This is a genomic window from Rhizobium acidisoli, from assembly GCF_002531755.2.
Taxonomy (GTDB): Bacteria; Pseudomonadota; Alphaproteobacteria; order Rhizobiales; family Rhizobiaceae; genus Rhizobium; species Rhizobium acidisoli.
The window spans coordinates 3203613-3218221 of the sequence record NZ_CP034998.1; the positions used below are offsets into that span (position 1 = coordinate 3203613).

Below are 14609 nucleotides of genomic sequence, written 5' to 3' on the forward strand. Positions count from 1 at the left end.
TCGCATTCGTCGCAGCAAGAGGCCTCTTACAACCCTGGAGGATAGGTCCATCAGGCTAACGAATCGTTACCGGACGGGCTAAGACACCCGTCCAATCTCGAAATCAGGCCGCCGCCGCGGCCACTGCCGTGAACACCAGTTCTTCGGCGCTAGCGCTGTGATCAAGCGTCATTCCGCACTCCTGCGCCAGAAGCACAGTGTAATAGGGCTGGATCGAATGCGCGTCGATCGCTTCCTCGATCGTGCCGGTCGAGATCTCGACGAATTTCGGCGGCAGGCGCATCAGCTTGCCTTTGGCCGTGAGCTTGAACCTGGCATCGAACTCGGGATTCTCAAGCGTTACCTCGAGCACGCCGCCGCGCGGAATTGCCGAATAGGCAACGAGAAACAGGTTGAGCAGCAGCTTGACGCGATTCTTGGCGACGATAGCGCGCGGCCCGTTCCAGATCACCTCGGTCTTTTTCTCGGCGACGGCGAAATCCTTGGCTGCACGCTCGGCCTCGCCGGTATCGATCGAAGCGCCGACAGACCCCGATGCCCCGAAGGCGAGGCGTGCGAATTTCAGGCGGACCGAAGCGTTGAGCGCGCTGGTGCGGATCAGGTCCATCGCATCGGCGTCGGCACCACCCTCATCCAGGAGTTCCAGCCCATTATTGATCGCACCCACCGGTGAGATGACATCGTGGCAAACGCGGCTGCAAAGAAGCGCGGCCAGATCCGGGCCGGCCAAGGTGAGATTAAGGTTCTTGGACATCATCGTCTCCTGAGGGGCGGCAATTTCATCGCGCCCGCGAATATGCTTCATCAAAATTGCGCGAAGTTTGCGATCGTATTCGGTGCCATAATGACACCATATTTGGTAAACCGATTGTTAAGATCATCGGCGCAAAATGCACCAATCGCCGCGAGCGGTTGCCCGCTCCAGCCAAACGACGAACGGATGACACCATGCGCCCTCGATTTCCGCACCGATTGATCGGCTTCTGCAGGTTGCTTTCGGCCCTCGTCTTTTCCTCGCTGATGGTCGCCGCACCTGCCTCCGCCCAGGATAACGGCCAGTACACGATGCAGGAAATCGTCGATGCCGGCCACTCCTTCTTCGGCTCCGCCAGCGGCGGGCTTGCCAAAGTCGTCGAGAGTGCCTTCCAGAAATACGGCCTGCCGAATGGCTACATTCTCGGACAGGAAGGCGGCGGCGCCTTCATCGCCGGCCTTACCTACGGCGAAGGCCAGCTGAACACCAAGAACGCCGGCGAACATAATCTCTACTGGCAGGGTCCCTCGCTCGGCCTCGATTACGGTGGCCAAGGCTCACGCGTGATGATGCTGGTCTACGACCTGCCCTCGGTCAACGGCATCTATGCCCGCTTCGGCGGCGTCAGCGGCTCGGCCTATGTGATCGCCGGCTTCGGCATGACCCTGCTCAAGAACAACGACGTGCTGGTCGTGCCGATCCGCACCGGCGTCGGCGCCCGCCTTGGTGTCAATGTCGGCTATCTCAAGATCACCCAGGCGCCGACCTGGAACCCCTTCTAAGGCGGCAAAGCCGCTGGAAAGCGCCGCCGTCCGCATCGGCGGCCTTGCCCATATGCGTCATGCGTGCTTAATCATCGCGGCTGACCTCTTATCAACCTTCGAATCGATGGCCGCGCCGTGATCGAATACGCTCTATTGTTCGGATTGGGCTTCCTGACCGCGGCCTTCCTCGTCTTTCTGGTCTCGCCCGCCGTTCACCGCCGTATCGTCTGGTATACCGAGAACCGCCTGAAGGCGACCATGCCGCTCAGCCCGCAGGAGGTTCGCGCCCAAAAGGATATGGTGCGCGCGCTCTATGCCGCCGAAAACGCCCGGACCACCCAGGACCTGCTGCGTGAGCGCGAGAAATCCCTATCGCTCCAGCTTCGCCACGACGCGCTCGCCGTCGATGCCGGCAGGCTTGCCGCCGAGATCGGCGAATTGCAGGCCCAGATCGGCGAGATGCATGTCGAGGCTGCCGAGCAGCGCTCGCGTCTGCGCAAGGATGAGAATTATATCAGTCAGCTGAAGACCAATCTGCATATTGCCGAACAGTCCGCGGCCAACAAGGAGAGCGAACTGGCGACGATGCGGACGCGGCTGAGCAAGCTCGGTGAACAGACCGATGGGCTGAGGATCGATCTGGCCGCACGCGAAACCGAGGCGGAGAGCCTGAAATTCCGCGCCAACGCGTTGCGCGACGAACGAGACACGTTGCGCCAGGACGTCAACCTGCTGCAGAAGCGCGCCAAGGATGCCGAACAGAAACTGACGCAGCAGCAGCACATGGTGATCCGCCTGGAGGACAAGGCCGCGCGCGACAGCGCTTCCGCCGCCGAAAAGGAAGCCCTGGTCGCTCGCCGCCAGCAGGAGATCGCCAAGGTGAAGGATCAGTTGAAGGCCGCCAATGCCGAGATCCGCAAGGTCAACCGCGTGCTGCGCGACGCCGGCCTTGCCGGGACGGTTGCGGAGTCGCCGGCGGAACAGACGGCCGAAGATACGACAACATCCATGCCGGACACCGCTGTTGTCACGTCTGAGATCGGCGAGGATGTCCGCAAGCGCAGCGCCGCCCTTGCCGAGCGCCTGCAGAAGGCAAAGACGGTGACCGGACGCGATGGGGAGATCCGTGAGGAAATCGCCTCGATCGCCGCCAACATGGTGGCGCTGACCGCCCTCAACGAGGGCCCCTCCTCGCCGATCCGCACTCTTTTGCCGAATGCGACAGAAAAGACCCCGAGTGATCGCGTCAGTCTTGCCGACCGGGCGGCCGCCATCATCGCCGATCCCCAGCGCTAATACATGCCGCTCGGCGGTGTGCAGCGGCTCCGGGATAACGACATGCAAAGGACGAAAGCGCGGCGCATGATGCAGATTCGATGCAACGCGCTATAAAGTCGTAAGTTAGATCCGGTCCATCGCCGACGCCATCGAAAACAAAGCGATGCCTGTTGCCGTCGCGGCGTTGAGACTGTCGAGATCCTCCGACTGCGGGATGCGCGCGCTCTGGAAGCGTGCCAGCAGTGCCTCCGGCAACCCCTCCCCTTCCGTGCCGATGACCAGCGCCATGCGTGCCGAGGCGGGAATGGCGCGGATATCGGTCTTGCCGTGCGGCGAAAGCGTCCAGATGGCAAAGCCGCGTTCGGCAAGCGAAAGCAGCACATCCATCGCCTCGCCGCCGCGCCGGTGCGGAACGCTCAGCACCGAACCGACCGAGACACGCAGCGCCTTGCGGTAGAGCGGATCACAGCAGGTTTCGTCGAGCAGCACCGCATCCGCCCTGAAGGCGGCTGCATTGCGGAACATCGAACCGGCATTGTCATGATTGGAAATGCCGCAGCCGACGAGCACCAGCGCCCGTTCCGGTAGCGCCTCGAGAAGAGCCGCCTCTCCGCGATCTTCCCGCCGGCCGAGCGCCAGAACGCCGCGATGCAGATGGAATCCGACGACGCCGTCAAGCACGTCGGCCTCGGCGACATAGACCGGCACATCGGCCGGCAGCCGCTCGAGGATCGGCAGCACGCCGTCGACGCGGTTGCGCAGCAGCAGGATCTTCTCGGCGAAAAAGCCGCGGTCTTGCGCATGCGCCTCGGCGAGCATGCGCAGCACGACGGTGCCTTCGGCGATGAAACGGTTTTCCCGGCCCGTCAGATCGCGCTCGCGAATATTGCGGAATTCGGCGATGCGCGGATCGTCGGCGCTGTCGATGGCGATCGGGACGGCGGCCATGCCGGCCTCAATTGCCCGCGACGCTGACGTCGGCGACGGTGCGGCCGGTCCTCAGGTCGAAGACCAGCGCCTTGCTCTTGCCCTCAGCCGTTTCGCCGTAAAACAGGATCTGCCCCGCCGAAAACGAGGTGGACTGCACCTTGAAGCCGAGCGGCAAGGAAACCGTCGCCGCAAGCGGCGCATCCGAGGGCACGCCGGCGGCGGAAACGGTCGCCGCCGTCTCCTTGGCTTCGCTGTGCATCGTCTTATAGACAACCGCGCCGAAGACCGCCATAAGGCTCACGAACATGATGGCGCCGGAAACGATCTGCAGGCGGACCATCTTGCGCCGGACACTTTCCATCGCCGGATCAAGGGGCTTCTCTTCCTGGTCGTCTGGCTCGATAGCTGTCATCTGTGCGTCCCGTTCTAAAAAAATACGTCGGAGAAGAAGCGTCTTGAGCGACCCCTTTAAACAAGCAGCCGGCAATAGAAAAGTCCTGACCGCCGATGAAACTGCCGAAGGCCGGCTCGACGCGTGGCTGACGGCGCAGGTCGGGGAGGAATTTTCGCGCAGCCGCATCAAGGCGCTGATCAAGGACGGCCAGGTTTCTCTGCGCGGCGAACCCGTCACCGATCCGCAGCGCAAGGTGCGCAACGGCGATAGTTTCGAGATCACCCTGCCCGAGCCGGAAGACCCGACGCCGCAGGGCGAGGATATCCCGCTTGCTATCCTCCATGAGGATGAAGACCTCATCGTCATCTCCAAGCCTTCCGGTCTCGTCGTCCATCCCGGCTCCGGCAACTGGACGGGGACGCTGGTCAACGCGCTGATCCATCACTGCGGCGATACGCTCTCCGGCATCGGCGGCGTGCGCCGCCCGGGCATCGTCCACCGGCTCGACAAGGACACGACAGGGGTCATGGTCGTCGCCAAGAACGACATTGCCCATCGCCACCTCTCGCTCCAGTTTGCCGATCATGGCCGCACCATGCCGCTGGAGCGGGCCTACCAGGCTGTCGTCTGGGGCCGCCCCCGCTCGCTGACAGGCACGGTCGACGCGCCGCTCGGCCGCGCCACCGGCGATCGCACGCGCCGCGCCGTCAAGCGGCCCGACAGTCATGACGCCGACGAGGCGATCACGCATTACGAGGTGATCGAGCGCTTCCAGGAGAACCCGGACGCGACCGCACTTGCTTCGCTGGTCGAGTGCCACCTCGAAACCGGCCGTACCCACCAGATCCGTGTGCATATGGCCCATATCGGCCATCCGCTGCTCGGCGACACGGTTTATGGCGCCGGCTTCAAGACCAAGGCCAACCGCCTACCCGAGGAAGTCCGCAAGGTCGTCAACGGTTTCAACCGCCAGGCGCTGCATGCTTTCATGCTGCAGTTCGAGCATCCCCGCACCGGCGAAATCATGCATTTCGAAGTGCCGCTGCCGGATGATATGGTGGAGCTGGTCGAGGCGTTGCGGGGATAGAGGCGTCCTCTCCGACCCCTCTCACAGCTGCGTGAGCGGCACCTTGAACCGCTGTTTCGCCACACTTATCTGTATATTGACTTAGTGCGGGCTCGCAGTAGAGCCGCACGTCCCGGTTTGCCATTTTTAACGCGAGGACGCGTTTCCAACGGGAACCGGAATTCACTTGAGGAGGGTGCACTATGGCCCGAAATACCTTGCCGTCCATTACCGCCGGCGAAGCCGGTCTCAATCGTTACCTCGACGAAATCCGCAAGTTTCCGATGCTTGAGCCGCAGCAGGAATACATGCTCGCCAAGCGTTATGCCGAGCATGGTGATCGCGACGCCGCCCATAAGCTCGTCACCAGCCATCTTCGCCTCGTCGCAAAGATCGCGATGGGTTATCGCGGCTATGGCCTGCCGATCGGCGAAGTCGTCTCCGAGGGCAATGTCGGCCTGATGCAGGCCGTCAAGAAGTTCGATGCCGAGCGCGGCTTCCGCCTTGCTACCTACGCCATGTGGTGGATCAAGGCCTCGATCCAGGAATATATTCTGCGTTCGTGGTCGCTCGTGAAGATGGGCACGACCGCCAACCAGAAGCGCCTATTCTTCAACCTGCGCCGGCTGAAAGGCCGCATCCAGGCGATCGATGACGGCGACCTGAAGCCGGAGCACGTCTCCGAAATCGCCACCAAGCTGAAGGTCTCGGAGGAGGAGGTCATTTCGATGAACCGCCGCCTGTCCGGCGACGCCTCGCTGAACGCGCCGATCAAGGCGGCCGAAGGCGACAGCGGCCAATGGCAGGATTGGCTGGTGGACGACCATGACAGCCAGGAAGACGTGCTGATCGAACAGGACGAGCTCGACACCCGCCGGCGCATGCTGGCGAAAGCGATGAGCGTGCTGAACGAGCGCGAGCGCCGCATCTTCGAGGCTCGCCGCCTCGCCGAGGATCCGGTGACTCTGGAAGACCTGTCGACAGAATTCGACATCAGCCGCGAACGCGTCCGTCAGATCGAGGTCCGCGCTTTCGAGAAGGTGCAGGACGCTGTCCGCAAGGAAGCCCAGGAACGCGCCAAGGCCGTCCGGGTCGTCGAAGCCACGGCCTGATAGGGCTGAACTTAAGAAAATTGGAACGCCACCTCCTTACGCAGGAGGTGGCGTTTTTTTGTTAGAAAGCTGCCCCTCACCCTAACCCTCTCCCCGTAAAAACGGGGCGAGGGGACGTGCCCTGCGAGAGGTCAGAGAGGAACGGAGAGGCTACGGCGATCCCCCTTCGCCCCGTTTACGGGGAGAAGGTGCCGGCAGGCGGATGAGGGGCGTGAGCGGCAGAGCGGCGAATGCGCTGAGCGCAAGCGAAGGGCAAGGAACTCCCTTGCCATGACCGCCTCACTGGCTCGTCGAGACGTCCCCGAGCGCGGTCCATTCCTTGATGGCGGTATTGAAGGCATCCGTTCCCGTATTGCCCTTTTCCATCGTCAGCAGCGCGCGGCGGCCGTTGCGGTAGGTGACGGGGATATCGATCCAGCTGCGGGTCGACATCAGGTCGAGATTGGCCTTGCGCGCATCGGGATAGTCGTTGAGCGCGATCATGTGGAAATCGTCGGTGATCTTGGCCGGAACCGCGATCAGCGCGTCACCGCGGTCCTGCTCGGTGCGCTTCATCGAAATGCGCTGGACGCTGTCGATGCTGCCGCCTTCGAAATTCGGCGGCAGCGAGAAGACGATCTCGACGAGATGGCTTGCCGGCAGCGACGGATCGGAATTGCGTTTGAAGGTGACGAGAGCCGAGAGATTGCGCTCCGGCACGGTGACGTTGCCCTGCACCGTCGCCTCCTGCCGGCCGTCCTGGCCTGCCTCGTGCTGCACGCTCCAGACCACCGATCCTTCGATCGCCGTCGGCGAGCTTTGACCGATGCGCTCCTCATAGAGGAACATCTTTTGCGACGAGCCGACGAGAGCGGTTTGCTGCGGCGATGCTGCCGGGCCGTTCGGCGTCGGCGTTTCGGCCGGTGCGACATCGCCCTGCGCGGTCGCCGCCGGCGGCGTGTCCGCTGCCGCGACATTCTGCTCGGCGACCGATTTTCCTTCCGCGGTCGGCGTTCCCGGCACTGTCGCCGGTCCGCTGTCGACCTCGGTCCCATCGGTCAGCAGCCGCTGGGTGAATTTCGAATTGGCCGCGGCGCCGTCATTGTTCATTGACGCCACCTGCGGGTTCTGGTTCGGCTGAGCTGGCGCCGCTGGCGTATTCTGCGCTCCCGGTGTGGTCGGCTGGGCCGGCGGCGTCGCAGCGTTCGGCTCGGCCGGCGTTGCGGAGCCGGCAGGCGGTGTCGCCGCCTCGTTCCGGGTCGCCTGCGACGGTGCCGAACTGACGAGCCCGTCGACCATCGCCACCAGCGCCTCTCTGTTCATCCAGCCGGCATAAGCGCCGCCGCCGATCAAGAGAAGCGCGAAGATGAGGGTGATCACGGTGCCGATGCCGAAGCGGCGACGCTTCGGCTCCATCCGGAAACTCTTGCCCTGCAGCTTGGAAGCGACCATCTGGTCGATATCCATCGCCGGATTGGTGTCATCGTCATCGGCCGCGACCGAGCCGCGGCGGTCGTAGCCGCGCAGCGCCTTCGCCTCGCGCCAATCCTCGCTCGGCGCGCTGCCGGCGGCGGCCGGCTTGCCGTTGTGCACTTCCGCGAAGATATCGACATCATCGAAATGCGAGGCGACCGGCGCCGCCTTCTTGCTGCTGTCTGCCTCGATCGGCGGCAGATCGTCGAAGACTGCGGTCTCCCAAGAGAAACTTTCCTTGGCCGCCGGCATGACGGCCGCAGGTGCGACTTTTTCGAGGCTCGATATCACCTCCTCGAAGGCGCGCGCCGAGGTATCCGGGGTGATCGGCGCCGTCTGCGAATACTGCCGAAGTTCCTCTTCCGCCCATTCGGTCTCCGCATCCTTCGGCGCCGGAGCCGGCGTCTCAGCGGCGGGCTCGGTCCAGACGGGATCGAAATGGGCAGCCGCGTCAGCTTGCAGCGGCTCCTCACGGCTGTGCTCGACGAATTCCTGCGGACGAGCGAAATCGGCGACCGGCTCCACCAGCCGGTTGGATGCATGCTCTATGCCACGTGTGATCGGCTCAAGCGGCGCGACGGGTTCGTAAACCTCTGCTGCCTCCGGCTCCGCGCTTTCCACCGCCGCCGGCTCGGGCGCGGTCTCTTCCGCGGGATGCTGCTCGTCAGCATGATATTCGTCTGCTTCTTCGCTGCGATGACCGGCAGGCGCCTCCCAGCGCTCATCATCTGCAGGCCAAGCCTCGGCAGTGACGTCGCGTCGTTCGCCGGAATGCCATTCCTCGGCCGGCCCTTCCTCTTCATGCGACGGATGCCAGTATGTTTCGGCAGGAGCCGGTGTCTCTGCCTGCGCGGGAGCAGTAGCCTCGGCCGCAATGGACGTGGGAAGGCTCTGTGCTTCCTCGGAGAGAGGTTCCTCGTCCGCGAGCTCTTCCTGGGGCTCCTGCGGCGCGGCAGCTTCTACGTGACCCGGCTCGGCGGCGGGCTCAACCGCCTGCGGTTCCGCAGAGGCTTCGTAGGCCGGCTCCTCGACGGTCGTCTCCGGTGCAGGCGCCGGTTCGCCTTCGTCGTGGACCGTCTGTTCTTCAGCGAATTCCGGCGCGACGGCGGCGGCAACCGGCTCGTCGAGCGGCAGCGCCTCGGCGTGTTCGCCTTCCACTTCGCGGATGGCGGCCTCGAGCTTTTCGAGCTGGCGTTGCAGCATGGCTTCCGGCGGACGCGGCTTCATGTTCTCGAGCTGCCGCTGCACTGCGCCGCGGGCACGTTCGTAGACCTTCACCCGCATCTCTGGGGTATTTTCAGCCAGGCCGTCGACGGCCCGCCGAATAACTGCAATAAAATCCGCCATCAGTACTTTCTCAAGAAGTCCGGCACCCTACCGAACCATCCTCCACAGTGACCCGTGAGCTTAATCCTCAAACGGATCGGTCACAAGTATCGTGTCATCCCGCTCCGGGCTGGTGGAAAGCAGCGCGACAGGCGCGCCGATCAGCTCTTCGACCTGGCGAACATATTTGATCGCCTGTGCCGGCAGGTCCGCCCAACTGCGGGCGCCGACGGTCGATTCCTTCCACCCTTCCAACGTGATGTAGACCGGTTCGACCCTAGCTTGCGCTCCCTGGCTTGCGGGAAGATGATCAATCTGTTCACCGTCGAGCATGTAACCGACGCAGATCTTCAACTCCTCAAGGCCATCGAGCACATCGAGCTTGGTGAGCGCGATGCCCGTAATGCCGTTGGTGGCGATCGACTGGCGCACGAGGGCGGCATCGAACCAGCCGCAACGCCGCTTGCGCCCGGTCACCACGCCGAACTCATGGCCTTTTTCGCCAAGGAACTCACCGATCGCATCCTTCAGCTCCGTCGGGAACGGGCCTTCGCCGACGCGCGTCGTATAGGCCTTGGTGATGCCGAGGATATAGCCGAGCGAGCCCGGCCCCATGCCGGAACCGGCCGCGGCCTGTCCGGCCACGGTGTTCGACGAGGTCACGAAAGGATAGGTGCCGTGGTCGATATCGAGCAGGCTGCCCTGCGCGCCTTCGAAGAGGATGCGGGAGCCCTTGCGGCGCTCCTTGTCGAGGAAGAGCCAGACGGTATCACGGAACGGCAGCACCCGATCGGCGATCGAGGTCAGTTCGTCCATGATCGTCTGGTGGCTGACTTCGGCGACACCGAGGCCGCGGCGAAGCGCGTTGTGATGCGTCAGAATACGGTCGACCTTGCCGGCAAGGCTGTCGAGATCGGCAAGATCCATCACCCGGATGGCGCGGCGGCCGACCTTGTCTTCATAGGCCGGGCCGATGCCGCGGCGTGTGGTGCCGATCTTGGTGCCGCTGTTCGACGCCGCATCCTCGCGCATCGCGTCGAGCTCGCGGTGCAGCGACAGGATAAGCGTCGCATTGTCGGCGATACGCAGATTGTCCGGCGTCACTGTCACGCCCTGGGCCTCCAGCCGGCCGATCTCGGCGATCAGCGCATGCGGATCGACGACGACGCCGTTGCCGATCACCGCCATTTTGCCCGGACGCACGACGCCGGAGGGCAGCAGCGACAGCTTGTAGCTGGTGCCGTCGATGACGAGCGTATGGCCGGCATTATGTCCGCCCTGATAGCGCACAACGATATCCGCGCGCTCCGAAAGCCAGTCGACAATCTTGCCCTTGCCTTCGTCACCCCATTGCGAACCGACCACGACTACGTTCGTCATCCAACTCTTCCTGTTACCGGCGGAAAACCGCGCACCTGCTCAAACCCGCGCATCTATAAAGCTTTGTTTTTGGGAAAGCGACCCTGTTGTCACAGGTGATTGGGCTTTTTACGTGACAAATCAGCAGCCGGCAGGTTATTGCCCGTCACAAAACGCCGCTTGGCGATCGCGGAAAGACGGGAAGAACGCTCTTGCAAGCCACGGCCTACTTCTGCCTCGTTATCGCCACCCTCTGCTGGGGCGGCAACTCCGTCGCCGGCAAGCTCGCAGTCGGGCACATCAGCCCGATGATGCTGACCTTCCTGCGCTGGTTCATCGCCGTGGCGCTGATCGCCCTGATCTCGGTGCCGCAGCTCAGGAGGGACTGGCCGGTGGTCAGGAAGAACCTGCCGCTGCTGTTTTTCTACGGCGTCATCGGCTACACGCTTTTCAACGCCATGCTTTATTCGGCCGTGCAATATACGACGGCGATCAATGTCGCCATCGAGCAGGCCGGCATCCCGATGCTGATTTTCCTGTTGAATTTCATGTTCTTCCGCACCGGCATCTCGCTGGCGCAATGTCTCGGCTTCGGCATGACACTGATCGGTGTCGCATTGACCGCCGCTCACGGCGACCTGGCAACATTGCTGCAACTAAGCCTCAACCGCGGCGACGGGCTGATGCTGATCGCCATTGCCGCCTATTCGGTCTACACCATCTTCCTGCGCTGGAAGCCGCCCGTCGACTGGCGCACGCTGATGGCGTTCCCCGCGCTCGGCGCCATGCTGACCTCGGTGCCGCTGCTCCTTTGGGAAGCCGGCCGGGGTGCCGCGTTATGGCCGGATCAGGCCGGCTGGGTCATCACCTTCTACACGGCGACCTTCCCGTCGCTGCTGGCGCAGATCCTCTATATCAAGGGCGTCGAGGCGATCGGCGCCAATCGGGCCGGCCTGTTCATCAATCTCGTGCCGGTGTTTGGAACTTTGCTCTCCGTCGCCCTGATCGGCGAGAGGCTGCAGTCCTTTCACATGATCGCGCTGGCACTGACCTTGGGCGGCATCGCGATTGCCGAAAAAGGCCGGCCGAAAGCTTCGGCTCCGACCGTTCCCGCCTCCCCTGTAGATTAACCAAGCTCCAGCGTCGTCACGCCGAAGACGTGCTTCAGCGGAGTGGCCGGCGCCGGTCCGCGATACATGCGCGTCGTCTCGAAAACCGGTCGAAGGCCGAGGCCTTCGGCAAGTGCCACCGCCTCATGGTTCTCCGTGGGGATATCGATGAAAACAGCAGCCCCCTTCGCTTCGGGGATCAATTCGGCAAGCAGTGCTGCGGCGCTGTCGGCATCGTTGGCAAAGAGCGGCCCAATCTTGTAACCCTCGTAGCAGCGGCGGATCGTGCCGTAACCGCGGAGCTTGCCGCTCTTGCGCACCACAGCCGAGCGACGGCCCTTGCGACCGGTGCACCAGGCGGCGAGGAAGGCATCCCGCGGCTGCGGAAAGATCGCCGAATCAAAACGCTGCAGGCCTTCGAGGCGCGAATCCATGACCGGGTGCGCGGCAAGCGCCGAAACAGGCAAGGTGGTGGCGACGCCTCCGTAGCGAATGGTGGAATAGGCGGGTTCGAAGCCGGCCTTGCGGTAGTTGTCCTGCTGGGCGGCGACGCCGTCGAGGCCGATCGTGCGGTCCCCCGCGCTGGCAATGCCCGTCTCCCAGATCGCCTTTCCGTAACCCTTGCCCCGGAAATCGGGATGGACGATGTAGAGCCCCAGGAAGGCGAAACTCTCGCCGTATTTGACGACGGAGATCGAGCCGACGGGGACTTCACCGATGGCGCCGACGAAAAATCCCGACGGATCAGCCTCGAGGAATGCAAGCGAATCGTCGAGGCCCGGGTTCCAGCCCTCCTGACGCGCCCATTCGAGCACGAGTTCCAGTTCGCCGGGCCGCATCGAACGAACGGCAAATTCCGAATTCATGCGACTTTCCCAGATTGAATGTCCCGCAAGTCCATCCCGGCAACCGCAAAGCAATTGTCAGGTCCCCAGTTCCCCGATTGCAGCTGCGAATGATGGAAAGTCGCGCTCATGATCTTGACCACGCGTATAATCATTTTTCGATGCAATGCAGAAAGCTTGTTTCCGCATTAGCATGAAACAATGCCGATGCAACCTCAAGAAAATTACTTGCGCCAATTATCTCTCCACGACCGCAAAAGCCAGCCGGCGGTGCCCACCGACGGATCACCGGGCCGTTCCGCCGATCACCGTCTTCTGCTTTTCGATCCCGCTCGCCATGGGTGAGAAAAGACGAGCTGTCTCGCCCGCCGGTGCGGGATAACCAAACGCGTAACCCTGCAGACCATCGCAGCCGAGTTGCGCCAGCACGACGGCATGTGCCTCGGTCTCGATGCCCTCGGCGATCACCTCGACATCAAGCGCCTTGGCGATTTCCACGATCGAACCCACCACGCGCCGCTGCTCGGCGGAGCTGACGACTTCGGCGATGAGCTGCCGGTCGATCTTCAGCCGTTTCGGCCGCAGCTTGACGAGACCGATGAGCGAGGCATGGCCGGATCCGAAATCATCGATCTCGATGTCGATGCCCATTTGTTTGATATCGCCGATATGGTCGAGCAGTTTTTCGTCGCTGTCGTCGAGAAAAATGGTCTCGACCAGTTCGAACACGATCACGCCGGGCGGAATGTCGAGTTTCCTCAGCTTGCCGAGCAATGTCGGATCGGCAAGCCGCGACGCCGAGATATTGACCGCAATGCGCGGAACCGCAAGTCCCTGCAACAGCCAGAACAGCCGGTCTTCAAGAACGTTTTTGAGGATCGCCGCATCGATCTCCGCCGCAAGCCCATGCTCGTCGGCGATCTTCAGGAATATTCCCGGGGCGAGCACGCCCTTCTCCGGATGTTTCCAGCGCGCCAGGGCCTCGAAGCCGATGACTTCCCGCGTCCGGGCATCGAGCTGCACCTGATAATAAGGAACGATTTCGCCGCGCTCCAGCCCGAGCTTCAGCTCTTCGGCGAGGCGACGCTTGGCGCGCAGATCCTCCTGCAGTTGCCGGGTGAAGAATTCGACGCGGTTGCGCCCGAGCTTCTTGGCCTGGTAGAGCGCCAGATCGGATTCGGCAAGCAGGCTGCGCGCCCGCCGGTCGCCGCTCCAGGAAACGCCGATCGAGGCGCCGGATTGAAGCATCTCCTGGCCGAAGCGGATCTTCTTCCGCAGCCGGCGCTGAAGGTCGTCGGTAATGAGTTTCAATTCGGCCAGATCGCTGAAATTGACCAGCACGATGACGAATTCGTCGCCGCCGACGCGGGCGACCATGCCATTTGCGGGGATGGCGGCGGTGATGCGAAGGGCTGCCGCCCTCAGAACCGCGTCGCCTGCGGCATGACCGTGACTGTCGTTGATCTGCTTGAACTGGTCGAGGTCGAGATGCAGGACGCCAAGCGTGGTGATGCTCCTGTCGGCCGGCAGCTCGGCGAGCCGCTTGTCGAGAAGACGCCGGTTCGGCAGGCCGGTGAGATAGTCGTGATCGGCGACATGCTCGATGCGCGCATTGCTTTCCTCGAGCGCCAGCGCCCTCGCCTCGGCCACCATCTTCTGGCCGGCGAGTTCAGCGTTGAGCAGGACGTCGGCGGTCACATCCCATTCGGCGCCGATGAAGGAGGGCAGCCCCTCCGCATCCACGTAGAAATGTGCGCGTGACCGCAGATGGCGGATTTCGCCGCTCGGCAGCACGATCCGAAATTGCGAATTATAGGCGCCCCGGGTGGCGATCGCCTGGTCGAAGTCGTATTCGGCTTGCTCGCGGTCGTCGGGATGGATCGCATTCGACCATAACCATGCCGGCACTTCCCGGCATGTCTCGCCGGTTTCGTAGAGACGGTGCATCTGCGCATCCCACAAGATCCCGCTCGTTGCGATGCTGTGCTCCCAGACACCGATCCGGGATGCATCGAGAGCGAGTTCGAGCCGGCGCAGAAGATCCTGAAACTCTTGTTCGGATCGTGTGGGTCTGTTTTCTGGCAACGCGGTCTCAGCCTTAGAAGCTTCCATAATTGCAATATGGTCTCAGGCCGGCATTAATGAAGCCTTGTTCCGATGATCGAACTAGTCACTAGGTGAACTGTCCGTTACGACTTTCCCCTTTTGGATCAAAGGACT

At 62.9% G+C, this 14609-nt stretch carries 12 protein-coding genes; 5 read left to right on the forward strand and 7 right to left on the reverse strand.

The window, feature by feature from the left end:
- Positions 1-103: 103 nt before the first annotated feature.
- Positions 104-754: a histidine phosphotransferase ChpT gene (gene chpT / locus CO657_RS15805; protein ID WP_003590527.1), complete on the reverse strand. Its 651-nt coding sequence runs from the start codon at positions 752-754 to the stop codon at positions 104-106.
- A gap of 194 nt (positions 755-948) precedes the next feature.
- On the opposite strand from chpT, the gene CO657_RS15810 reads away from it, so the two are divergent.
- Together CO657_RS15810 and CO657_RS15815 are read left to right on the forward strand one after the other, a co-directional pair.
- Positions 949-1536: a DUF1134 domain-containing protein gene (locus tag CO657_RS15810; protein ID WP_003590525.1), complete on the forward strand. Its 588-nt coding sequence runs from the start codon at positions 949-951 to the stop codon at positions 1534-1536.
- A 117-nt stretch (positions 1537-1653) separates the two neighbouring features.
- Complete coding sequence (locus tag CO657_RS15815; protein ID WP_054182914.1) at positions 1654-2814, forward strand: coiled-coil domain-containing protein; 1161 nt, start codon at positions 1654-1656, stop codon at positions 2812-2814.
- A 105-nt stretch (positions 2815-2919) separates the two neighbouring features.
- Here CO657_RS15815 and CO657_RS15820 read toward each other — a convergent pair whose 3' ends face one another.
- Together CO657_RS15820 and CO657_RS15825 are read right to left on the reverse strand one after the other, a co-directional pair.
- On the reverse strand, positions 2920-3744 hold the full coding sequence (locus tag CO657_RS15820; RefSeq protein WP_054182915.1) for a TrmH family RNA methyltransferase: 825 nt from the start codon (positions 3742-3744) through the stop codon (positions 2920-2922).
- 7 nt (positions 3745-3751) lie between these two features.
- Positions 3752-4138, reverse strand: coding sequence for a hypothetical protein (locus tag CO657_RS15825; RefSeq protein WP_054182916.1), 387 nt, complete (start codon positions 4136-4138; stop codon positions 3752-3754).
- A 43-nt stretch (positions 4139-4181) separates the two neighbouring features.
- On the opposite strand from CO657_RS15825, the gene CO657_RS15830 reads away from it, so the two are divergent.
- The gene (locus CO657_RS15830) at positions 4182-5207 is read left to right on the forward strand and encodes an RluA family pseudouridine synthase (protein ID WP_054182917.1); all 1026 of its coding nucleotides are present in this window, start codon (positions 4182-4184) and stop codon (positions 5205-5207) included.
- Positions 5208-5389: 182 nt separating this feature from the next.
- Positions 5390-6298, forward strand: a complete 909-nt coding sequence (gene rpoH / locus CO657_RS15835) for an RNA polymerase sigma factor RpoH (protein ID WP_003566040.1) — start codon at positions 5390-5392, stop codon at positions 6296-6298.
- Positions 6299-6577: 279 nt separating this feature from the next.
- Here the strand turns inward: rpoH and CO657_RS15840 are convergent, their stop codons facing one another.
- A complete protein-coding gene (locus CO657_RS15840) occupies positions 6578-9097 on the reverse strand; it encodes a RodZ family helix-turn-helix domain-containing protein (RefSeq protein WP_054182918.1) in 2520 nt (839 codons plus the stop codon).
- 60 nt (positions 9098-9157) lie between these two features.
- The gene (locus tag CO657_RS15845) at positions 9158-10456 is read right to left on the reverse strand and encodes an adenylosuccinate synthase (protein ID WP_003590514.1); all 1299 of its coding nucleotides are present in this window, start codon (positions 10454-10456) and stop codon (positions 9158-9160) included.
- Positions 10457-10647: 191 nt separating this feature from the next.
- On the opposite strand from CO657_RS15845, the gene CO657_RS15850 reads away from it, so the two are divergent.
- Entirely contained in the window at positions 10648-11565 is a 918-nt protein-coding gene (locus CO657_RS15850; RefSeq protein WP_054182919.1) for a DMT family transporter, read from the forward strand.
- Here the strand turns inward: CO657_RS15850 and CO657_RS15855 are convergent.
- Positions 11562-12410 carry a GNAT family N-acetyltransferase gene (locus CO657_RS15855; protein WP_054182920.1) on the reverse strand — a complete coding sequence of 283 codons (849 nt, stop codon included), beginning with the start codon at positions 12408-12410 and terminating at the stop codon, positions 11562-11564. The genes CO657_RS15850 and CO657_RS15855 overlap by 4 nt on opposite strands.
- A gap of 264 nt (positions 12411-12674) precedes the next feature.
- On the reverse strand, positions 12675-14501 hold the full coding sequence (locus CO657_RS15860) for a putative bifunctional diguanylate cyclase/phosphodiesterase (protein ID WP_054182921.1): 1827 nt from the start codon (positions 14499-14501) through the stop codon (positions 12675-12677).
- Between the last annotated feature and the right edge of the window lie 108 nt (positions 14502-14609).